Annotated in this window: 20 protein-coding genes; 12 read left to right on the top strand and 8 right to left on the bottom strand. The window is 38.8% G+C overall.

Annotated features, from left to right (window positions below; translation table 11 throughout):
* The first annotated feature begins 126 nt into the window (after positions 1 to 126).
* Complete coding sequence (locus tag ABIB30_RS20270) at positions 127 to 339, top strand: PAS domain-containing protein (RefSeq protein ID WP_354304863.1); 213 nt, start codon at positions 127 to 129, stop codon at positions 337 to 339.
* 489 nt (positions 340 to 828) lie between these two features.
* Here ABIB30_RS20270 and ABIB30_RS20265 read toward each other — a convergent pair whose 3' ends face one another.
* Positions 829 to 1,725 carry an alcohol dehydrogenase catalytic domain-containing protein gene (locus tag ABIB30_RS20265; protein WP_354304862.1) on the bottom strand — a complete coding sequence of 299 codons (897 nt, stop codon included), beginning with the start codon at positions 1,723 to 1,725 and terminating at the stop codon, positions 829 to 831.
* Positions 1,726 to 1,987: 262 nt separating this feature from the next.
* Here ABIB30_RS20265 and ABIB30_RS20260 point away from each other — a divergent pair, with 262 nt between their 5' ends.
* Both ABIB30_RS20260 and ABIB30_RS20255 read left to right on the top strand, forming a co-directional pair.
* The gene (locus ABIB30_RS20260; RefSeq protein ID WP_354304861.1) at positions 1,988 to 2,368 is read left to right on the top strand and encodes a hypothetical protein; all 381 of its coding nucleotides are present in this window, start codon (positions 1,988 to 1,990) and stop codon (positions 2,366 to 2,368) included.
* 33 nt (positions 2,369 to 2,401) lie between these two features.
* Positions 2,402 to 2,890: a universal stress protein gene (locus ABIB30_RS20255; protein WP_111636046.1), complete on the top strand. Its 489-nt coding sequence runs from the start codon at positions 2,402 to 2,404 to the stop codon at positions 2,888 to 2,890.
* 69 nt (positions 2,891 to 2,959) lie between these two features.
* On the opposite strand, the gene ABIB30_RS20250 is transcribed toward ABIB30_RS20255, so the two are convergent.
* The gene (locus ABIB30_RS20250) at positions 2,960 to 3,820 is read right to left on the bottom strand and encodes a universal stress protein (RefSeq protein WP_354304859.1); all 861 of its coding nucleotides are present in this window, start codon (positions 3,818 to 3,820) and stop codon (positions 2,960 to 2,962) included.
* Entirely contained in the window at positions 3,817 to 4,695 is an 879-nt protein-coding gene (locus ABIB30_RS20245) for a L,D-transpeptidase scaffold domain-containing protein (protein WP_354304857.1), read from the bottom strand. The genes ABIB30_RS20250 and ABIB30_RS20245 overlap by 4 nt, the downstream gene beginning before the upstream one ends.
* A 175-nt stretch (positions 4,696 to 4,870) precedes the next feature.
* Here ABIB30_RS20245 and ABIB30_RS20240 point away from each other — a divergent pair, with 175 nt between their 5' ends.
* The 5 genes from ABIB30_RS20240 to ABIB30_RS20220 are packed head-to-tail and all read left to right on the top strand — an operon-like array spanning position 4,871 to position 8,946.
* On the top strand, positions 4,871 to 5,641 hold the full coding sequence (locus ABIB30_RS20240) for an MlaE family ABC transporter permease (RefSeq protein ID WP_354304856.1): 771 nt from the start codon (positions 4,871 to 4,873) through the stop codon (positions 5,639 to 5,641).
* A 6-nt stretch (positions 5,642 to 5,647) separates the two neighbouring features.
* Positions 5,648 to 6,391 carry an ABC transporter ATP-binding protein gene (locus ABIB30_RS20235; protein ID WP_354304855.1) on the top strand — a complete coding sequence of 248 codons (744 nt, stop codon included), beginning with the start codon at positions 5,648 to 5,650 and terminating at the stop codon, positions 6,389 to 6,391.
* 6 nt (positions 6,392 to 6,397) lie between these two features.
* Positions 6,398 to 7,408 carry an MlaD family protein gene (locus ABIB30_RS20230; RefSeq protein ID WP_354304854.1) on the top strand — a complete coding sequence of 337 codons (1,011 nt, stop codon included), beginning with the start codon at positions 6,398 to 6,400 and terminating at the stop codon, positions 7,406 to 7,408.
* A 46-nt stretch (positions 7,409 to 7,454) separates the two neighbouring features.
* Positions 7,455 to 7,886 carry a universal stress protein gene (locus ABIB30_RS20225; protein ID WP_354304853.1) on the top strand — a complete coding sequence of 144 codons (432 nt, stop codon included), beginning with the start codon at positions 7,455 to 7,457 and terminating at the stop codon, positions 7,884 to 7,886.
* Between the two features lie 22 nt (positions 7,887 to 7,908).
* Entirely contained in the window at positions 7,909 to 8,946 is a 1,038-nt protein-coding gene (locus tag ABIB30_RS20220) for a glycoside hydrolase family 130 protein (RefSeq protein ID WP_354304852.1), read from the top strand.
* A gap of 50 nt (positions 8,947 to 8,996) precedes the next feature.
* Here the strand turns inward: ABIB30_RS20220 and fumC are convergent, their stop codons facing one another.
* The 3 genes from fumC to ABIB30_RS20205 all read right to left on the bottom strand — a co-directional run bounded on the left by fumC (position 8,997) and on the right by ABIB30_RS20205 (position 15,623).
* A complete protein-coding gene (fumC, locus tag ABIB30_RS20215; RefSeq protein ID WP_354304851.1) occupies positions 8,997 to 10,400 on the bottom strand; it encodes a class II fumarate hydratase in 1,404 nt (467 codons plus the stop codon).
* Positions 10,401 to 10,480: 80 nt separating this feature from the next.
* Entirely contained in the window at positions 10,481 to 14,032 is a 3,552-nt protein-coding gene (locus ABIB30_RS20210; protein WP_354304850.1) for a chemotaxis protein CheB, read from the bottom strand.
* A gap of 208 nt (positions 14,033 to 14,240) precedes the next feature.
* Positions 14,241 to 15,623, bottom strand: coding sequence for an NAD-dependent succinate-semialdehyde dehydrogenase (locus tag ABIB30_RS20205; RefSeq protein WP_354304849.1), 1,383 nt, complete (start codon positions 15,621 to 15,623; stop codon positions 14,241 to 14,243).
* Positions 15,624 to 16,007: 384 nt separating this feature from the next.
* Between ABIB30_RS20205 and ABIB30_RS20200 the strand changes: the two genes are divergently transcribed.
* From ABIB30_RS20200 to ABIB30_RS20190, 3 genes are all read left to right on the top strand, one after another.
* A complete protein-coding gene (locus ABIB30_RS20200; RefSeq protein WP_354304848.1) occupies positions 16,008 to 18,767 on the top strand; it encodes a CheR family methyltransferase in 2,760 nt (919 codons plus the stop codon).
* 62 nt (positions 18,768 to 18,829) lie between these two features.
* Entirely contained in the window at positions 18,830 to 20,080 is a 1,251-nt protein-coding gene (locus ABIB30_RS20195) for a PAS domain-containing sensor histidine kinase (RefSeq protein ID WP_354304847.1), read from the top strand.
* Positions 20,077 to 21,129 (top strand): response regulator, encoded by a 1,053-nt coding sequence (locus tag ABIB30_RS20190; protein WP_354304846.1) that lies wholly within the window; start codon positions 20,077 to 20,079, stop codon positions 21,127 to 21,129. Before ABIB30_RS20195 ends, ABIB30_RS20190 begins: the two co-directional genes overlap by 4 nt.
* On the opposite strand, the gene ABIB30_RS20185 is transcribed toward ABIB30_RS20190, so the two are convergent.
* Together ABIB30_RS20185 and ABIB30_RS20180 are read right to left on the bottom strand one after the other, a co-directional pair.
* Positions 21,130 to 21,876, bottom strand: coding sequence for an SDR family NAD(P)-dependent oxidoreductase (locus ABIB30_RS20185; RefSeq protein ID WP_354304845.1), 747 nt, complete (start codon positions 21,874 to 21,876; stop codon positions 21,130 to 21,132).
* Between the two features lie 39 nt (positions 21,877 to 21,915).
* The gene (locus tag ABIB30_RS20180) at positions 21,916 to 22,581 is read right to left on the bottom strand and encodes a BON domain-containing protein (RefSeq protein ID WP_354304844.1); all 666 of its coding nucleotides are present in this window, start codon (positions 22,579 to 22,581) and stop codon (positions 21,916 to 21,918) included.
* Between the two features lie 272 nt (positions 22,582 to 22,853).
* Between ABIB30_RS20180 and ABIB30_RS20175 the strand changes: the two genes are divergently transcribed.
* Positions 22,854 to 23,393 carry a helix-turn-helix domain-containing protein gene (locus ABIB30_RS20175; RefSeq protein WP_354304843.1) on the top strand — a complete coding sequence of 180 codons (540 nt, stop codon included), beginning with the start codon at positions 22,854 to 22,856 and terminating at the stop codon, positions 23,391 to 23,393.
* Positions 23,394 to 23,427 lie beyond the last annotated feature (34 nt).

Genomic DNA, 23,427 nt, shown 5'->3' with positions numbered 1-23,427 from the left:
GATTAACGTGGAAATACAAACCCTCAAATCAAAACTAACGTAAATTAGTTATTGCGTAGACCATCACAAGTCACTTTCTGCTTTTTTGCCAATATAATGTTAACGAAATATTAAATGATTGATGAAATGAAGAATTTCCAGGCCGAATCTTTTACATATAAAGCCATTATTGATGCCTCTCCCGATCCTGTCTTTTTATGTATAAGTGAGCAAATGACGTTATCTTACGCTAATGAAGCCATACTCAAAACTTGTGGTAAAATTAGTGAGGTGATGTGTAAGTCTTTTCTGGAAGCTTTGCCGGAATTGAAAATCAGCCCTTTAATCAATTGTTACTGAATGTTTATCATAGCATAACAACTTATTAATCAGGCAATTATGGTTCTGATCTTGAGGTGGATAACCAGCTCCATACTTTTTTCTTCAAATTTTCTTATCAGCCTTTTCGAGGTCAATCGGGTAAAATCACCGACATGCAGCAGTCATCATTACGCTGCTTTATCGCTTTTTCACATTTTGGGTACCTATACCCATTGGGATGCTCCTGTATAGAAACTTGGAAAGCACCTTAAAATACGACCGAAACAAGGAGGTATTGGTTAAGGGATAATAAAATATCTACTTGAGCCTCATATTTATTTCAAGCAAAATTTACATCACTAGAACCGCAGCTCCGTTAATATCGCCATTGCGCACAGCAGCCAATGCCTCATTGGCCTGTTGCAATGGAAACAGGCGGGTTTCTATTTTTATTTTAATTTTGTCTGCAAGCTCAAAGAAATCATCCCCATCCTTCCGGGTTAGATTAGCAACAGAGCGGATTGTCCTTTATTCCCAAAGCAGTTGATAGGCAAAAGATGGAATATCACTCATGTGTATCCCACCGCAGATAACAGTGCAGCCTTTATCAATATCCTTTAATGCTTTAGGAACAAGCTGACCAACCGGAGCAAAAATAATAGCTCCTTCTAATAATACAGGCGGTGGATCAGTCGAATTACCTGCCCATACTGCCCCCGTCCTGGTTGCAAATGATTGTGCTTCCAGATCACCATCCCGTGTAAAGGCATAAATTTCTTTACCCTCATGCTTTGCAATCTGCACCAATATATGTGCAGCTACACCAAAACCGTAAAACCCTATATGTTTAGCCTCTGGTCCAATCATTTGATAAGAGCGATAACCGATTAAACCAGCGCAAAGTAATGGTGCAGCTGCAGGATGACCATATTGAGGCCCAAGATGAAAGCAATATTTCTGGAATGCCACTGTATATTCGGCATAACCGCCATCTATGGTATAACCCGTAAAAAGTGCATTTTCACATAGATTCTCTTGATCCTTAAGGCAATATTTACAATGCCCGCAAGTATAACCCAACCATGGAACCCCAACCAGATCACCGGGTTTGAATGTGGTTACCTTACTGCCTACTTTTTTAACAGTTCCAATAATTTCGTGTCCCAGTATTAGTGGAAGTTTAGGATTAGCAAGTTCACTATCCATAATATGCAGGTCGGTGCGGCAAACCCCGCAGGCAATGATCTTAATTAGCACCTGTTCTTCATTAGCTACCGGCAATAGCATTGTTTTGCACACCAATGGCTGCCCTGCTATTTCCATCACCATAGCCTGCATCGTTTTCGGCAGTTGAGCTAACGAAGTGTTATTCTGCAAGGAGTTACTTTGGGTTCCGGCTGTATCTTCAACATTTTTGTCTTCCATCTTCATTAGGATTTTTTCGATGATTAAATAACCACAGACTTGGTCAGGAGTCAACGGATTACTTACTGTCCTTTCCTATAAATTTCAACTATTTAACCCCAATAGAAATGATAACCATCATCAAACCGGCTGACCGGCATCAACAAGGATAGGCAACCGAATGGGTAGGTTTGATTTATGACACATATCATCCAAAAGACTGATAGCCATCAAGTTTACAACAACTTATTAACAGAACCTTTGTATATATAATCTTAAAATCATGACTACGACAATAGAAGACCGTGCCTTAAACACAGAATTACAGGAACTTTACCTGATTACAAAACAATGGTCATCGGATCTACAATTCATTCATAATGAATCTGATATTCTCAAAAAATTATATCAGAAACATATAGAATATGAAGTCAACAAGAAACACATTATCAAATTCAATTCAATAGAACAACAACTCTCCCGGTTAAAATTCAAGGTTATTCATTTGCAAAAAAGACTAAAGCCATTAACTTATGGTCCAATAAAGGAAATTAAATTGAGTTTAATTGAAGAGCATCAGGTTTTAAAACACGAGATGGAAGAAATACTGATGACTTTTCATGCAGCTAAAAATGAATTAATAGGTCACACCCTGCAAAAATGAGATCTGATTTCAACTTAAACTAATATTAGTCCTATGAAAACCAGTCAAGATTCTGATCATACAAAAACAATACTTGTACTCACAGATTTTACAAAAAGTGCTTTAAACGCAACAGATTATGCTTTATTTTTAGCGGTCCAGTTAAAAACAAACATGCTGTTATTTCACTCTTACTATATCTCGGGATCAGAATTTGAATCCTCTCAAATCGTAGATTATGAACTATTGGCCCAAATCAGTAAATTAAATCTGGAAAAAGAGATGAACCGATTAAATACTGTTATAAATGCAGATACCAAAAATTTCAAACCCAGAATTGATTATTTGAGTGAAGGTGGCGGTGTTGTGGAAAATGTGTGCAGCATTATCGATAAGAAAAAAGACATTCTCATGCTCGTCATGAGTGGATTTAAATCACACAGCAATGATGATGTTCTGTTTGGAACAGAAATCACCGAGGTAGTAAGTAAAGCCAGATGCCCAGCGGTTATTGTACCAGAAATTGAATGTCTCAGGTTGTAAATACAAAAACCAAACTTTTACCAATTGGGTAGTTTGGGACTTAAAACTGATCAAACACTGCCTCTTCCATTAAAATACCGGGCACTCATTTTCAAAAAAAACAAGTAGGGGAATATCAATGCTACTGGAGAGGCTTTGCGTGTGACTGCTGCTAAATAAGTTACCTGGAAAGTTCTTTTTATGATGAACCATTGCGAATACATCAATAATTCCATTTCTGGCAATCCAGTTTAGACCCCGATTGATATCTTTATCCTCAACATGGCGGTAGTAGATTTTATGATAGTTAATCTTAGCTGTCACTTCCTTTAAAAAATTATCTATTTGAATTTGGTGAACTTTTACTCCGCTTATATGAACGATCAGAATTTCAGCATCAAAAGGAAGTGCAAAGCTGACCAGTGACTGGATCAGTCCTATGTCACCATCACTTAAATCACTTGCGAAAGCAATCTTGTTAACTGTTTCCGGAAACTCTTTAAAAGGGACCAGCAAAACCGGAAACCCTACCCTATTATCAATCAAATTCTGACTATTACTACCCAGAAGAAATCTATTGATAGCCCCAGCACCAAACATCCCCATCACTACTAAGCTGATTTCCCTTTTTTTGATCACATCATTTACTACATCAGTTACGGAACCAGGGGCCACAATATAGTCAACAAGGGTAGTTGGACTATCTTTTTCTTCCTTTTCTGTTAAACTCAGGACTTGAAATTGAATTTGTTCAACTGCTGCATCGTAGGTATTAGAATAATTATCAGGAGAATCGGAGGTTTTTGAGGCAACAGTTACTGTAGACGATACTTGAATCGCATGACACAAAAAGAGATGTGCTTTCATTGCATTTGCCAGATATAGGGCATAACGAGCTGCAGTCTGTGATGGTGCAGAAAAATCGGTGGTTACTAATATTGTTTTCATCATTCTTTTTTAAGGTGTATATATGAAAGCGCTGGCTCCCTTCTTTTTAATGGCTGACGCTTGTTGATTGGATACATCGCAGCCTCCAGAGACTCATCGAGATGACGGAAATCTTCATAAAAAACCGGAAGCCCATCTTTTATTTCACAGGTTAGATAGGGTACTCTTTGATGTCCGCCACGCTCTGTATAGGCCTCTGCCCAACGCAAACGTTCCATATTGATTGCCATTTTTCTAGCTTCTGATTCAGGTGTTTCGTAACAATCACCCACATATTGACCTTTAATTAGTCGCATATAACTTTGTAAATGCACATAAGCTTTTGATTTGGGTTGTGCGGTTAATATGGCTTCTATGAAATTGATATCCCAGCGCGCTTTTGTAAGTTTAACTACGGTGTTAAACTCAGTGGTTTTGGTTATCCGATCAATCCTTTTTGCTGAAAAGTCAGGATTGAACTTACCGTAATGAAGATGATTCATTAAGGTAATGATGGCATCAGTCAACAGCACATCAAAACATACCTGCTCTGCGATATTTCCTTTTTCGGGATTATTGATTATGGTTCGTAAGTTGTCATACATCAACTCTCTTGGATGATAATCAGCATAAGACAATCCAAACTGGAGTACACAATCCAATAGCATCATTGCTTCCCAGGTCTGTTTGAGCTGCTCTTTATTTTTAGTCCACATAGGCTGAAAGCCATTTTGATCGTAATAACGTTTCACAGACTTAGGATAATAAAGTTTGGATTGTTTAATCTGGCTCTTCAAGTGCATAGACAATTCCGTTGAAATGGAATTACCCTGGCCATAAGCAAAAGTCATACTAATTAAAATGGTCATCCAGCATAAGACGGCAGTTACAATTTTCATAATCAAATATTCTGATTATCTGTCAGTTCAAGAATGATCAGCATCACCGAAGCTATTGATTTACATCCAGCTTTTTAATTTTTATGACCTTGGTCAACAAACATGATGATTAGGATCATTTGGTCATGGATTGCTATCATGGCGAGCCCTTTCCACATCCTTTACCTTTATCAATATGTCATTAGTTATTCGCTTTAAAAACTTTCTGGATGAAACCGGAAATATAGCACGCTTCACAGCACGGTTCTTTTCGGTAGGAATAAAACCCAGATATGAGAATAAGGAGCTCTTTAACCAATGTTACATCATTGGCTATCGTTCATTACCCTTAGTTGGACTTACTGCTTTTATCATGGGACTCGTACTCACAATGCAATTAAGGCCTTCTCTGGTAGACTATGGGGTTGAATCACAGCTGCCAGTTATGGTTGGTCTTGCAATTGTCAGGGAAATTGGTCCGGTGATTACGGCTTTAATTTTTGCCGGAAAGATTGGCAGTAGCATCGGTGCTGAACTAGGTTCGATGAAAGTAACCGAGCAAATAGACGCGATGACAGTTAGTGGTATAAAACCTTTTAAATATCTGGTTGCAACACGTGTTTTAGCCACCACATTAATGCTGCCACTACTAACTATTCTTGGAGATGCCATTTCATTATTTGGAGCTTATCTGGGCGTGAATATAAGATCAGTAACTAGTTTTGATCTGTTCTTCCTGCAGGTTTTTAAAAGCCTGGATTTTAGTGATCTCTTGCCAGCCATTATTAAAACCTTATTCTTTGGTTTTGCAGTAGGCATTGTAGGTTGTTACAAAGGTTTTAATTCAACTAAGGGTACACAAGGAGTTGGAATTTCGGCTAATTCAGCGGTCGTTTTATCCTCTGTGATGATATTCATCATTGACCTACTAGCAGTTCAAATCACTGAATTAATGGGCCTTAATTAACAGATCATGGAAACGGAGACAAAAGAACCTGTAATTGTTATACAAGATCTTGTTAAGGCTTTTGGAGACAAAAAGGTATTAGATGGATTTAATTTGACGGTAGAAAAAGGCAGCAATGTCGTCATCCTGGGAAAATCAGGCTCAGGTAAATCTGTCCTCATCAAATGCATCATTGGTTTATTACAATCTGATAGCGGAAGTATTCTCGTCTTTAAAGGAAACATATCTCAAATGAATGAAGATGAACTAGATCAGGCCAGGTCCAAAATCGGCTTTCTGTTTCAGAGCAATGCACTTTATGATTCAATGACAATCCGTGAAAATCTGGAATTTCCTCTACTCCGGCACTGGGTTGACATCACTAAGGAAGAAGTTGAAAGACTGGTTAATGAGGCACTCGAAAATGTAGATCTGCTGCACACCATGGATATGATGCCATCGGAGTTATCAGGAGGAATGCTGAAGCGTGTTGCCCTGGCCAGAACCATGATCCTACGTCCAGAAGTTATACTTTATGATGAGCCTACCACAGGTCTGGATCCGGTTACCTCAAGGGAAATAGAAAATCTGATCCTTAAACTCCAGAAGAAGAACCATAGCTCTTCCATCATCATCTCGCATGATATGAACTGCGTAAAAAATACGGCTGATCTAGTTGTACTCTTACTGGAAGGTAAATGTTATACCAAAGGAACGTATGAAGAACTGAAGCAATCGACAGATGAAAATATTAAACAATTTTTCGAATAAAATAGCATGAGAAATCCAAAAGTAAATAATATCAAACTTGGGGCATTTGTATTGTCAGCATTAGTGCTCATGATATTCGCCTTTTTTATCATTGGTAAAAACAACAACATATTTGGCAATGACTTTAGACTGAAGGTCCGGTTCTCTAATTTAAATGGTTTAACAAAAGGGAACAATGTGCTCTTCTCTGGTCTGCAAGCAGGAACGGTTAAAGAAGTTGAACTGATCAACGACAGTACTATCGAGGTTACGATGCAAATCAATAGCAAAGTAAAATCATTCATTCATAAAAATGCATTAGCAGCTGTTGGAACTGAAGGTCTCATGGGCAATAAAGTGGTTAATATTAGCCCGGTGAAAGGAATTAGTAAAAAGGTCGAAGAAGGTGATTTGCTCAAGGTAAAGAACACGGCCAACATGGATGAAATCATTGCAAAATTATCTAAGACCAATGACAATGTAGCCAGTATTTCAGAAGTTCTAAAAGGAACAGTTTTGCGGATAGACAGCAGTGCAATTTTAAAATTAATTAACGACCAATCTATTGGTATTAATTTGAAGGCCTCCCTGAAAAATATTTACAAAACAACCAGCAATGCCAATGAAATGACAATAGGGCTAAACCATCTGGTTAATGACATCAAAAAAGGCAAAGGAACTGCTGGTCTTTTGTTGACTGATACATTAATGGCCAGTACGTTGAAGGATGCGATTGTACAGATCAAAGCTGCCGGTGTCAATGCCAATCAAATGACCAACCAAATGAATACCATGGTAAAAGATTTAAATCATGAGCTAACCAATGGAAAAGGGCCTCTTAACACACTGCTAAAGGATTCCTTAACGGCCAAAAACATAAGCCTTACAATAGAAAATCTTCAAAAGGGTACAGACGGTTTCAATCAGAACATGGAAGCTTTAAAACATAACTTTCTATTCAGGGGATATTTTAGAAAACTTGACAGCAAAAAGAAAGAAGAACAATCGGAATTACTGAAAAGTTCTCAAAAGAAATAACACCCTAGATTTCCCCATATCAATTATATTAAGAAAATCAGATCAAATGGAATTTCATAAAATCCTAATCGCAATTGACAGTCATCCAAGTTCGGAAATAGTTGCCCTGAGTGGCCTGCAGTTAGCTAAACAGCTCAACTCAAAAGTAGCTCTGGTCAGTATTGTAGATCCAGATGGTATAACAGATCAGGATCCTGCAACGACCAGGGAACTAGATGATATGATGGAGCACAATTTAAATCGCAGTCAGATCAATGTAATTGAAAAGATATTCAAAGACTTTCCAATTAAAAGCTTTGTGGAAAAAGGTACACCTTACAAAGTGATTATTGAAACAGCCGAAAAATGGGGGGCTGATATCATAATTATGGGCACACATAGCAGAAAAGGATTACCTCATTTACTACTTGGCAGCGTTGCTGAGGATGTAATCAGGCACTCAAAGAAAACCTTAATTGTAATTCCAGTGAGTAATTAACGGACTACTAAAGCCAAAAATTTTGATACTAGTAAAAAAAGAAGGGGTTATTTTAAGGAAAACTCCGCTGGACTTTGAAAGTCAAGCTGTGCTCAATCCCGCAGTAATTAAACAGGGAAATCTTGTCTATATGTTTTACAGGGCGGTAAGTAAAAAGAATTATTCAACCATTGGCTTTTGTCAGCTGAACGGGCCGTTAGAAATTACAAAAAGACTCAATCTTCCAATTCTCACCCCGATGGGTGACACAGAATCCAGGGGAATCGAAGACCCGAGGATCGTAAAAATCGATGGATGCTACTATCTAACTTATACCGCTTTTGACGGATTCAATGCCATGGGCTCACTGGCAACATCTTTGGATTTAAAAACCTTTAAACGACATGGCATAATTGTACCCGTAATTTCGTTTCCTGAATTCAAATCCCTTGCACAGCATAAATGTAAACTCAATGAAAAATATTCCAGGTTTGCTCACGACAAGACCATTATCACCATTAATACAAGACTTCTTGTTTGGGATAAGGATCTCGTTTTTTTCCCCAGAAGAATAAATAATCAACTTTACTTTCTTCACCGCATCAAACCAGATATACAAATTGCCAGTGTAAATGAATTATCGGATCTGAATAAGTTGTTTTGGACGAACTACCTGTTAAACTTTAATCACAATATCCTTTTGACTCCAAAATATGATCATGAAATAAGTTATATCGGTGGAGGGTGTCCACCGATAGAAACAACAGAAGGCTGGTTGGTGATTTACCATGGAGTGCATGATACGACAAAAGGATACGTATATTCTGCATGTGCAGCGCTGCTGGATCTTGAAAACCCAGAAAAAGAGATAGCACGTCTACCCTATCCATTATTTAAACCTGAAACAGCATGGGAATTATCTGGTGAGGTCGATAGTGTATGTTTTCCTTCTGGCACTGCAATCTTTGGAGATACACTTTATATCTATTATGGGGCAGCAGATGAACAAATAGCCTGTGCCTCTGTTAATTTAAGTGCACTCCTTGCAGAGCTCTCAACTTTTAGGATTACTATCCTTTAGTATGAGTGCTTTGTTAAATTGATAATTCATCTTTCGGATATAAAACCTTGCTATTTGATTGTTCCGATCATATTTTCGGGACGAACCCACTGATCAAACTGTTCATTGGTTACCAAACCAAGGCCAACAGCAGCCTCCCTCAATGATTTATTATCCGCTAGTGCAGCCTTTGCAATTTTTGCGGAATTATCATATCCGATGTGTGGATTTAGCGCTGTCACGAGCATCAGTGAGGTTTCCAGGTGTTTTTTGATACCATCATAATTTGGCTCAATGCCAAGTGCGCAGTGTTCATTAAATGAATAGCAGGCATCCCCTATAAGCCGGGCAGACTGTAGAAAATTGGCGGCCATTACCGGTTTGAATACATTGAGCTGAAACTGCCCGTTTGACCCCGCAACGGTAATGGCAACATCGTTACCCATTACCTGAGCCGCAACCATGGTTACTGCTTCATTCTGAGTTGGATTGACTTTGCCGGGCATGATCGAGGAACCCGGCTCATTCTCCGGCAAATGTATTTCCCCTATACTGCATCTGGGTCCTGAAGCCAACATGCGGATATTGTTGGCAATATGCATGAGTGAAACCGCGATCTGTTTTAATGCACCATGACTTTCCACTATGGCATCGTGGGCAGAAAGTGCCTCAAATTTATTATCCGCTGTTCGGAACGGGAGACCAGTAAATTCTGCAATATACTTTGCGACAACAATATCATACCCAACAGGGGTATTCATTCCGGTACCGACAGCAGTGCCACCAAGTGCGAGTTCTGAAAGATGATCTAGGGTATGATGTAAAGCTTTCAGTCCGTGGTCCAATTGAGAAACATAACCCGAAATTTCCTGACCGAGCGTTAAAGGGGTTGCATCCATCAGATGGGTACGCCCTATTTTAACTACATTCTTAAAGTTTTCTGATTTTAGCCTTAATGTATCTCTTAGTTTTTCAATACCGGGGATGGTTACATCCACCAATATCTTATAGGCGGCGATGTGCATGGCCGTTGGAAAGGTATCGTTAGAGGACTGCGATTTATTAACATCATCATTCGGATGAACATATAATTTACCTTTTCCCAGGTCATTCCCCTGTAGTACATGGATCCGATTGGAGATAACTTCATTTGCATTCATATTCGACTGGGTTCCTGAACCGGTCTGCCAGATGACCAATGGAAATTCTCCGAAGAGCTTACCATCTATAATTTCATCACAGACCTTTGCAATCAGATCTCTTTTATCTGCTGACAGCACATTTAAGTCTTTATTAGCATAGGCTGCTGCTTTCTTGAGGAAACCAAAGGCTTCAATGATCTCTTCCGGCATAGACGCCTTTGGGCCAATCTTAAAGTTATTTCTTGAACGCTCTGTCTGAGCACCCCAATAACGGTTTAAAGGAACCTGAACATCGCCCATGCTATCGTGTTCAATTCTTTCTATTACGGACATATTCTTTTATTTAAGTATGCCGTAAAGATGCCGAGGTTTCGCTTGGTGTACCATGACACCAATCAAGACTATTGGTGATTTTAATCAACGGACGAAATATATGCTAGAGGCAGGCTAAAGTAAAAAGATGATCCATTATTAATTTCACTCTCCACCCATACCTTACCATTATGTCTTTTGATGATTTCAGCCGATAAATAGAGTCCTAAGCCAAATCCAGGTATTGATTTAGTATCCAGGCGTTTTATCCGATAATAACGATCAAATAATTTCTCCTGATCCTGTAACTTTATGCCTATACCTTTATCTTTCACGCAAACTTGAGCCATTCCATTAAACTCTATTGAAGAGACCTCAATCAGCTTTTCATCATTTGAGTATTTAATCGCATTATTAAGAAAATTATTGAGCACCTGACCAATTTTATCCCGGTCCGCTTTCAAGGATAATTCTACTCCCTCAACAAAGGTGATCTGAATTCCTGAATTTATAAAACGTGATTCCTCGACAATTTCATTGATTAAACTGTTCATTTCAAAAGTCTCCAGTTCTAAATGAATTTGCCCCTCCTCTGAACCAGAAACTGTTAGAAAACCATTTATCATGGTATTCATTTTTTTAACTGACGCATTTACCCTTGCTAATGACGAATTTATAAATTCATCATCATTTTTTTTAACTTTTAAGGTGATCAATTGCAGATATGCCTGGATTGAGGTAAGCGGTGACCTTAAGTCATGACTTACTATTGCGATAAAATCATTTTTTCTAAGTTCATCCTGCTTGTGTATGGTGATATCGTTTAATACACCCGTAAAATAGTCCGGTTTTTTCTCATTGTTATAGGAAAGGTTACCTATTATTCTAACCCAGTGCAACTGTTTATCACGAAAATTTCGTAAAGGAAACTCCAGATCACATTTGTCACCTCCGTTAAGACTGGCTTCAATAGCATTGATGAATTTATTGCGGTGTCCCTCTTCAATTCTTTCAACAACGACTTCGTAGCTAAGCTTTTCTTCTGAATAGAGACCAAAAATCTCTTTAAAATGCGCAGATGTCTGAAATTCTCGTGTTCCAACATGAATAGAAAAAGTACCCAATTCAGCAGAATCTATACTCATTCCAAGCATTTTATTACTGATATCCAATTCCAACTGAGTCTTCTTCAATTCAGTAATATCATTGAAAGTGATAATGGCACCGCTATTTTTTTCATCAGATTGACGCAAATAAGGCATGGTCATCACCTGATACCATTTTCCATTATTAGTTTCAATCTCTTTGGTGATGACATCTCCATTACTCAAAACGTTCTCAATGTCTTCAATGAGGGTTTCAAACTTTATATTAGTAGTAATATGGCTCAGCGGTCTCCCAATATCAGAATCAAGTAAATTGATCTGTTTTACCGTACCCGGAGAAAATTTCATTAAAAGCAGGTCATTATTGATAAATAATTGCCCATTAACATTACTCCTAAAGTAATTATTCAGATCATCATTAATTTCAAGTAATTCCTTATTCTTCAACTGGTACTCAGAATTAATAGTATCCAATTCTTCATTTACAGACTGCATCTCTTCATTGGTACTTTGCATTTCTTCATTGGCAGAGATCATCTCTTCATTAAAAGACTGCATATTTTCATTGGAAGCATCCAGTTGCTCGTAAGCAGAACTTAGTTTCTCTTTTATTTCTTTTAACTCTTGTTCTAGGTCAAGGGTATACTGATCCTGAAATACATCCTCATCAAAACCCTGAATCTCTTTTTTCGAGCTTTTGACCAATTTGTCTGCTGTAAAAGTGACCATTAAAAGCTTTTGTTCCTTTCTTTTGCTTACCAGAGGACTGACCACCAGATTCACATGGACAAACGAATCAGCCATTTTGATCTTTATACCGTTCAAACGGGCTATTTCATTTGTTTTTAATACACTATTGCTTAACATATTGAATACCATTGCCAATTTCTTTGGTAAAAGTTTCTCTAGGTTAGAGGTAAAATGTTTTGGAAGCAAGTATTTGCTTGTGTCTCCATACGACTTTATTACTTCCTTATTTTCATCTACACATACCACCAGGTAATCCTGTTCATTAGCAAGGTTGGTATGCATCATTTCATAAAGCGACTGTAACGGATCATTAATCACTGGCTCATTATTAGCATAAATAGACTTATTTCTTACCTCCAAAGAATCAGGCATTGAAAAAGCATCGAAACTCACGATCCTCTTTGACTTAATATTCCTATATAATTTATATTGTTTATTTACGACTTCCAGGTTCTGGATAATTGGCATCGGATTCTCACTTGATCCCAGAAATAAATAACCATCCATTTTAAGTCCAAAGAGTAACATGCTAAATATCTTTTTTTGCAATACCGGCGCCATATAAATCAGCAGATTACGACAACTGATAAAATGCATATTACAATATGGTGGATTTTTAACCAGATCATGCTGAGCAAAAATTGCCATTTTACGAAGTTTTGGCTTAATTCTATAGTGATTACCTTCCTTTAAGAAATATTTCTTTAATCGCTCAGGTGACACATCCTTAACAATATCATTCGTATATACACCCTTACCTGCATGAACTAATGCCGTACTATCAATATCGGTAGCAAATATTTTCACTATAATATGTTCCAGTTCACCTGTCAATTGTTCGGCAATAAGAATAGCTAGTGAATACACCTCTTCTCCTGTCGCGCAACCTGCTACCCAAATTTTGAGTTCTTCCTTTGGACTAAGTTTTTTCAATATACCAGGTAAAATATTATGCCGTATATACTCAAAAGCCTCCTTATCTCTAAAAAAAGACGTAACACTAATCAAAAAGTCTTTTGATAGTGCCTCAATTTCTTCCGGCGAGGACTTTAAAAATGCCAGGTATTTTGTCAGGCTGGTAAAATCGTGATAAGCTGCCCTCCTTTTGGTGCGCCTTAATATGGTAGAGGATTTATAATCTGAAAAATCAAGAGGAGACTGCTGTCTAATCAATTCAACTATAGCCTTAAGGCTTACCTCATCATTGTAACTCTCGGCTTGCAAAATTCCCTCGTGTTTTACGTAATCTTCTATTGCACCAGGCATTGCTGCGGGCTCCAATACAAAATCTACCATTCCCGTAGCAATGGCCTTGGATGGCATACTGGGAAAAGCAGAAGTTTCCGGATTTCGGGCCATTATCATTCCACCAGCATTTTTAATAGCAACAAGCCCCTCAGATCCATCACTTCCTAAGCCAGAAAGAATAATACCGATTGCTTTTCTCCCACAATCCGCAGCTAAAGAATTAAAAAATATATTGATGGTCAGATGTGCCCCCTTTGCTTCCTCCTTATCTCTTAAATACAACCTGTTATTTTCAATGGTCATATATTTATCGTGCGGAATAAGGTAAACCTGATTACACTCGACGAGCTTACCGTCAGTAGCCTCTTCTACAACCAGCTTGCTATGTTTAGCAAGCACTTCAACCATTCTGCTTTTAAAAGAAGCTGAAAGGTGTTGAACAACAATATAGGATACTCCATCTAATGGCGTATGATCAAAGAAAGAATTGATTTCTTCCAGGCCACCGGCGGACGCACCAATTGCAATAATATATTCAGGTTCATTCATAACCACATCAGGTTAGAAGACAATAATTTTTTCATGGTTCAAGGTGTTAATAAAGCTTATTCAAAAAAGTCAGAGAAACAATGGGTGGGCAGAAAAAGAAAATGTTTCAGAAAGATATCTTTCCTTAAAGGTATGGTTAATTTTTAAATAGGTTGCGATGCTGCAGTTTTCTTTGATATTTTAAATGTCCGGGCACCTCAACAAGCGATTAAAAAGGATCTGTTAACTTGCTGATCCGAATCAGTTTTTTATTAACAAATTCCTGTATACCTAGACTAGACAACTCTCTTCCGTATCCAGACCCCTTAGTTCCACCAAAAGGCAAATCAGGCTGAGTCCAGGTTGGATGATTGATAAATACCATACCTGTGTCTATCTGTTCAGCCAAACGTTTTCCCCGTTCGATATCATTGGTGAAGATGCTTCCACCCAACCCAAAAGGTGAATCATTGGCCAGATCAATCGCCTCCTGTTCATTTTTTACCCTGTAAAAGGAAGCAACCGGCCCGAATAATTCTTCATGGTACGCAGCCATTCCAGGTTTAATATCTCCTAAAATGGTAGCCTCAATAAACGCACCTTTACGATCAATTAATTTACCACCTAGCAATACCTTTGCGCCAGCTCTCACACTCCGCTGAACTTGTTCAACCAACTGTATAACAGCTCCTTCCGAACTTAAAGGCCCTAGTTCCGTAGCCTCATCCATTGGGTCTCCAACTTTCAACCCACTCAGTTTAGCCTTGAACTTATCCAAAAACTCATCAGCAACAGCATCCAGCACAATAATCCGTTTAGAGGCCACACAGCATTGCCCTGTATTGTTCATCCGTCCAACAACAGCCCAATCAACAGCCTTATCTAAATCTGCGTCTTCCAAAACAATAAAGGCATCACTGCCACCCAGTTCAAGAACCGACTTCTTTAGAAATTTTCCGGCGGCAGTGGCAATACTAGCGCCCGCAACTTCACTTCCGGTAAGGGAAACACCTTTAATCTTTGGATCTGCAACTACATCATCTATCCGACTTCCACTGACAAACAAATTGGTATACACACCCTTTGGCGCTCCAGCTTGCACAAACAACTCCTGAATTGCCAATGCGCATTGCGGAACATTCGAAGCATGCTTAACCAATACGACATTCCCTGCCATAATGTTAGGTGCAGCAAAGCGAGCTACCTGATAAAAAGGAAAATTCCATGGTTCAACCCCAAGAAGTACACCGATTGGAGTGCTTTTGATATAAGCTTCACCAAATTCAGTCTCCAACTTTTGGTCACTAAGGAAAGCTTCCCCATTTGTAGCATAATAGTCGACAATATCGGCGCTAAGTGCGATCTCTCCATAACTCTGAGCGATTAATTTACCCATTTCCAATGTAATCAATTTAGATAGTTGATCTCTTTGTTCTCGCATCAATTTTGCAACACCGTGCAAAAGATCTGCCCGTTGTGCGTAACTGGTTTTACGCCAGCTTTGAAAAGTTTCATCAGCGATAGAAATTTCGATTGCCACCAATTCAGGAGACATTTCCTGAAAACTTCTAATAAGCTCGTTACTAAAAGGATTAACGGTCTGTATAGCCATAATAATGTAGATTATTTATAGTGAATTGTTTTCATAAGGAAGCTACCTTATGTAGATAAAGCCTAAAGGTCTGTGTAATTGCCAACATCGGAAATGATTCTAATCATCGCTAGACAAGATATTCATCATCTGATTAGTATAGCCATACGGGGAAGAGGGCTACTACTTCTTTTTCGCCAAATGATCTTGTAAAGTTGTAACAGAATCAAAGGAAGCACACATCTAAGTGGTCTTTACCCTCTCGTTGTTGTGGCACCGCTTTTGTACCTATCTAGGTTTACAACAACACTTAAATACCTGAAAATAAATAAATTATTACATATTAATACCTTTATATTTAAAGACTTCTTTCTCATCTTACCTAAACATAATCATTATCAGCTCATGGCTAAAATTGTCGATCAACAAGATATTACAGCTATCGGAGCGTCCGCTGATGGCTTGGACCAATTGCCAGATCAACCTTCCGTGCAGATCAATGAGGAAGAGCTTGGGCAAATATTAACCTTGATCAAAGGGAGCCTCCCATTAGATTTTAGCGGCTATAAGAGTCCGACGATCATCAGGCGGATCCAAAGACGAATGGCGGGTCATCACCTGAACAAGGTTGATCAATATTACAAATTGCTAAAACGAAACGAAGCAGAAGTCAAGTTGCTCGCCAATGATTTCCTGATTAGTGTAACCTCTTTTTTTCGTGATATGGAAGCCTTTAAAATTATTGAAAAAACCGTTATCCCGGAGATTGTTAAAATGAACAATACGGAAGTATTGAAAATTTGGGTTGCTGGCTGCGCTACCGGTGAGGAAGCCTACTCTATGGCCATGTTGATTAAAGAGTATTTAAACGAACATCCCAAAAATATAGAGGTCAAAATTTTCGCCTCGGATATCAGTAAAACGGCACTTGATACAGGCTCTAAAGGCATTTATACCGAAAGTACAATTAAAACGGTATCTAAGGAACGTTTGCAGCGATTTTTCACCAAAGAAGGGATGAACTATAAAGTTAAACACGAGATCCGAAAGATGCTGATCTTCGCCCAGCATGACCTGACCAAAAACCTACCCTATTGTAACATTGACCTGATCTGCTGCCGTAACCTGCTGATCTATTTTAATGTATCCCTACAGCAAAGGGTATTTAACCTCCTGCATTTTGGATTGAAAGAAGGGGGTTATCTCTTTTTGGGTCCAAGCGAGGGCGCCTCTATCATTAAAGGTAGCTTTAATGAGATCAGCACTACATGGAACATTTTGAAAAGTAACAAAACAGGTCGAGCTATCCATTTTGATACTTTTTCCTCCCATAAGATTGGGGAACTAAAGGCGACGACAATGGAAGTATACAAAAAGCACATCGTGCCGGTATCCAACACCGAACTTGCAGACCAGATTAATGCCGCCTTGTTAAGGGAGTCTGGGTTCAACGGTGTTTGTACCGACGAAAACCTATTTGTTGTTCAAGCCTTTGGCAATACCAGCCTCTATTTGAAAAACATTAATTTTAACCATAATCTGATTGACTTGTTACCAGCGCAAATCTGCACCGTCTTTAAAGCCGCTGCTCACAAAGCGCTAAAATTGAACGAAAGAGTTGTGCTTGAGAGATTAAATCTGGAAGTTGCTGGTAAGAAAAAAAACAAACTGGTTAGTATTGTCCTTAGTCCATTTTATGCCGCTGGGTCGGAAGAAAGACTGTTGCTCGTCTTGTTTACAAACAGTCAAACGATAGCTAAGGAGAAAAATGTGATCCGTGTCGAAGATATCAACAAAGTAACCAGAGAACATTTGATCAGTCTCGAACAGGAGGTAGCCCAGCTAAAACATACGATAGCTATAGCGCATGAGCATATCTCCTCCTCCAATGAAAACATGCAGTCTTTTAATGAAGAACTGCGATCGGCCAATGAGGAAATGCAATCCGCCAATGAAGAAATGCAAAGTACCAATGAAGAGTTGCAATCGGTGAACGAAGAACTGCAAACTGTCAACAAGGACCACAAGCTAACAATAGGCGAATTAACAGACCTAAATGACGATCTGAACAATTACTTCCGCAGCAATATCAACGGTCAATTATTTGTTGACCGGAAATTGTTGCTGAAAAGATATTCACTTGGAGCAGTGCAGCACATTAATATCCGTGAGGTAGATATTGGCAGGCCGCTCAGTAACATAACAACCAATATCAAATTTGAAACATTAATTGCCGATGTGAAAAAAGTCATTCATGACGAAGTACCCATTACCCGGGAAGCAGAAGCGATCAATGGAAAGATCTATCAGGTGATGACCATGCCTTATCTGAAGAAAAACAGTAAAACCCCCGATGGAGCAATCATCAGTTTCTACGACATCACTGAACTGAAAAAAATATTGCTGGAACTGGACACCAGTAATAAAAATCTGGACATCAGCAACCAAGGTCTTGATGAAAGTAATAAAAGCTTACTAAGAATTAACGCTGATCTGAACAACTTTGTTTTTGGGGCTTCACATGACCTTAACGCACCCATCGTAAATATTGAAATGTTGCTAGACATACTGAATGATAAGCTGGATACCCAGGACCCTGAGGTCATGGAATTATCCGGTATGATGAATAAAGCAGTCACCAATTTTAAATCGATCATCAGCGACTTGGCCCGGGTCGGTTATTTGGAATCGGAAGACGTTGATGAAAATCTGGAAAGCTTTCCAGCACTATTTGAAGAAATAAAAGAGATTTTGTCGGAAAAGATCAAGAGTTCGAAAGCTATTTTTCATGTCGATTTCGTCAGAAAAGAGGTTCGGTTCGCTAGAAAAAATTTGAGAAGCGTAATGCTGAATCTCATCACCAATGCGTTGAAGTTTAGCCATCCTGACCGTTTGCCTGAGATCAGTATCAAAACTGAAAAAAAAGGTCAATTTATCGAATTGACGATCACTGACAATGGCATTGGTATCACGAACGACGAGTTAGACCATCTTTTTAAAAAATATAAGCGGGTAAATACAGCAACAGAAGGCACCGGCATTGGACTATACTTGATCAAAAAGATTGTCAACGCATCAGGCGGTAAAATCGAAGTGGAATGTGCAACAGGCAAAGGCTGCGCTTTTAAGATCTTTTTTAAACATCATCAGCCACCAGATAATTAAAACAAAATGATCATCAGATTGTAGGTATAGAACAGGTTAATTTAATCTGTAACCCCAATTTTATGGAAAATTCCGTTCTGCTTAAAGCGATTATCGATAATGCGATAGACGGTCTGATTACTATTGATGACCAGGGGATCATTGAGTCCATTAATCCCTCAGCCTGCAGACTTTTTAGCTATACTGAACAGGAAATTCTTGGAAAGAACATCTCTATGTTGATGCCACAACCAGATCGGATGAACCATGATGGCTACCTCTTCCGCTATAAAAAAATTGGTCAGGCCAGTATTATTGGTGTTGGGAGAGAATTGACAGGCTTAAGAAAAAACGGGAGTCAGTTTCCATTTCGTTTAGGTGTCAGCGAGGTTAAATACTCAGGAAGGATCATTTATGCAGGTTTTATTCATGACCTGAGCCGGGAAAAAGAAGCCGAATCAAAACTCCATGATTATGCAGCTTTACTGGAAGATCAGGTACAGGAGCGAACGCTTTCTCTTCGGGAAACTGTTGATGCCCTAGAGCAAACCAAGGCAGAATTGAACCTGTCGCTTGAAAATTTACACAATACCGTTTTTACTTTAGAACAGACACAACGGGAACTGAACTTATCTCTGGCAAAAGAACAGGAATTAGGTAAGCTTAAAAGTCGGTTCGTTTCTATTGCATCACATGAATTCCGTACACCATTGAGTATGGTACAGCTTTCTGCCTCACTTATTGAACGTCATGCGCTTCCTTTTGACAACCCCAATATTAGTAAACATGTAGATAAAATAAAAGATGCTGTACTGAATGTTACTGCCATCCTAAACGATTTTCTTTCCCTTGAAAAATTAGATTCCGGAAAGGTACAGACTAAATTCAACCATTTTAATCTAGCTGAATTCGCCGCAGAAATTACTGAAGAAATGCAGATCGCTTTAAAGGGAAGACAAAAAATAGTCTTTGTGCACAGAGGCACGGAATCAATGATCACACTAGATCAGACCTTGTTAAAAAACTGTATCGTTATACTTATTGACAACGCTATAAAATATTCTGGTGAAGCAAGTGCCATCCAATTCTACACCAAAATCAATGAAAACAACTGTACCATCAGAATCTGCGACAATGGTATCGGGATACCCATTGAAGACCAAAAACATCTTTGTGAACCATTTTTTCGGGCCCATAACACAGGAAAGATCTCCGGTAATGGACTTGGATTAAGTATACTTTCCAGGTATACTGATCTGATGAATGGTAAAGTAGATTTCAAAAGCAGCATTAACCGAGGTACGCTTTTCACCCTCACATTTCCACAATCATGAACGAAAAAATATTGATCATTGAAGATCACGACGGCATAAGGGGAAACATAGCTGAGATCCTGGAAATGGCCAAATACACTGTTTTTGAAGCTGAAAATGGTAAGATCGGAATAGAAATGGCTTTAAAGCATATTCCCGACATCATTCTTTGCGATATCATGATGCCTGAACTTGACGGATATGGCGTATTGTATATGCTCAATAAGTACTCAGAGACTTCGGCAATTCCTTTCATCTTTCTGACTGCCAAAGCTGAGCACAATGACCTTCGTAAGGGAATGGAGATGGGTGCTGACGATTATCTAACCAAGCCTTTTGATGATATTGAACTGCTTAATGCTATTGAAGTCAGGCTAAGAAAAAAAGCCCATCTGCAACTCCAAAATAAAAATACAGCTGATGAATTCAAAGTACTGGTTGCCAAAACTGACGGGCTGGCAGAATTTGCAAAAATTATTGCAGGCCATAAAAACCGCGAATTCAGAAAAAACCAGGTTGTTTACTATGAAGGAGATCATGGTAAAGGTCTCTATCTGATCATCCAGGGTAAGATAAAAACCATTAAACTTTCGCTGGATGGCCGTGAACTGATGACAGGTATGTATGCTACTGGGGGATACGTGGGCATCAATACCATTTTAGGAAATAGCAATTATACTGATACTGCCACAGCGGTAGAGGATAGTACACTTTGTCTGATTCCTGTAGAAGAACTTGAAAAAATCATCAATCTTTATCCAGAAGTAGCGAGAAAATTCATTCACCTTTTATCTAACGATAACCGTGAGAAAGAGGAACAGTTACTCCAACTCGCTTACGATTCAGTAAGAAAAAAAATGGCCGGGGCCATTCTTCGCCTGTACCATCAGCAGATTATAAAAAGCGATTTTTTAAGCATTACCCGTGAAGACTTAGCTGCAATGGCCTGTATGGCTACTGAAACGGTAAGCAGGACCTTGTCAGATTTCCGAAACGAAAAATTAATTGAACGTGAAGGAATAACCATTATGGTACTGGATGTGGAAAGGCTTACTAAAATGAAGAACTAATTAAGCCATCACTCCCCCATCCAGGATAATTTGTGTGCCGTTACAATAACTGGAGTCATCACAAGCCAGGTAAATAAATGCTTTAGCTACCTCTTCAGGTGTACAAAGACGTTTGGATGGGGTTCCATCAATCCATGCCTGATGGGTGGCATCAGGAACTTCAGCCAATAAAGGAGTTTCCACATAATAGGGACATAGTGCATTTGCCCTGATGTGCTGTGCAGCATATTGAACCGCTATATTTTTGGTAATGCCTAATACACCATGTTTGGCTGCTGTATAAGGTACCAGACCATGTTCTGCTTTCAATCCACCAAGAGAAGACATATTTACAATTACCCCCCCGCCCTGTTTCAAAAACTGTTGCAGTTCATACTTGACACAATAAAACTGGCCAGTTAAATTTACAGCGATCACCCTGTCCCAAGTGGCCTCTGGCATATCATGTATCCCCGAATAAGTACCGCCAATACCTGCATTGTTAAAAGCTACATCCAATCTACCGAATTCTGCTACAGCCGTAAGAATAGCCAATTTAACGCTCTCCACATCTGACACATCAATTGGGACAAACATACTTCTGGCTCCAAGTGCCTCTATTTCAGTAAGCGTTTCCATGTGGTCCTTACTTTCAAGGTCGGCCACGACAACAATCGCACCTTCTCTTGCAGCTTCAAGTGCTGCAGCTTTTCCTATACCTGAATTTCCACCGGTGATGAATACCACCTTTTTTTCTAATTTTCTCATAATTCCCAATAAACGGGAGCGAATGCTCCCGTTCTATATTTAATCAACTAATAAATAATCGTATTCAATCTCATTATCCACATACCAGACACCTGGCGCATTCCAAGCCATTCGTTGGGCCTCATCTTTTTGATAAATTGAATTCACAGTTCCTGTCAATGTCACACGACTACCAGAAACTTTAACTTGTATATCCTGGTTATTGACCGACCAATTCCTGTCAATTGCATCTTCAATTTCCTTTTTCTCCACTGCATTATGAATATCTGACTCGATTGTAATGCTATTGGTCACCCCCTTCACCCCTAACAGGTTCTTGATCGCATTTTTAGCAGCATCCTTTTGATAATTCCAATTAATAGTTCCTGTAAGAGTTACCCAACCATCTTCAACTTTAACTGTAATTTTTTCTCCGGGGATCTTCCAGTTCCATTTGAAAGCATTCAAAACCTCTTTGGCAATTTCCTCATCTTCTTTGTGGATAGAACCAAGATACTTCACCTCTATTCTCTCGACAACGGCTTTTACTCCAGCTAATTTTTTTGCTGCATCCTCTGCTTCGTATTTCTTAGCATAACTATCCACTATTCCTGTTAAGGTGACCACGCCATCATTAACTGTTACACCGATTTCAGCTGCTTGTAATAATGGTTCCCATTTGATTGCGTCCTGAACATTTTTTTGCAATGTTTCGTTATTTTTCATGATCCATGATTTTCCTGTGAAATATTTCACACCTCAAAGGTTGCCTTATTTCATTCCAACATCATTATACATTTATGGATAACAGTTGCACAACTCACATAAAAAGGAACTTTATGCATCACCAGTAATCATGATGACCATCATGATAATCGTGACGGCTATCATTTTGAACATGCGGTTAAATCCCGAGGTTTGTTAAAACGCCTTTGGTTGCCAATTGAGACTCAAACTAACTCCATAACATAATCACAATGGTTTTACGAATTAAACACATGGTCAGTAACCGATGCAGAATAGCCGTAAAAATAGAACTGGATAAGGTTGGTTTAAGCTATATATCCATAGACCTTGGTGAAGTCCAGACCAAAGAGAACCCAACTCAGCGGCAGTTCGAATTGTTAAGGTGTGCCTTGCTCGAATCAGGTTTCGAATTGATATCCGATAAGAAAGAAATGTTAATAGAAAAAATTAAAAACACAATTATTGACATGGTTCATTATAATGATGAAATGCCAAAAATCAAAAACTCTAATTACATCAGCGAGAAAATTCATTACGATTATACTTACCTGGCCAACGTATTTTCACGGCAAACAGGACTAACTATTGAGCATTACATCATCAAGCATAAAATTGAGAGGGTAAAAGAACTTATCCTTTATAAGGAGCTTAATCTTACCGAAATCTCCCACCTATTGAATTACAGTAGTGTCGCCCACCTCTGCAGACAGTTTAAAAAAGTAACAGGGCTTACAGTCTCCTATTTTAAAAATGCCCAAACCGGCCATCGCACTGCGCTTGAGAATATCTAAATAAAATGAATTTTATTTCAAAACAAGGTTTAGA

This window comes from Pedobacter sp. UYP1 (genome assembly GCF_040547305.1).
Classification (GTDB): Bacteria; Bacteroidota; Bacteroidia; order Sphingobacteriales; family Sphingobacteriaceae; genus Pedobacter.
The sequence above is the reverse complement of the archived record's forward strand: the minus strand, read 5'-3'. Positions and strand labels throughout refer to the sequence as shown.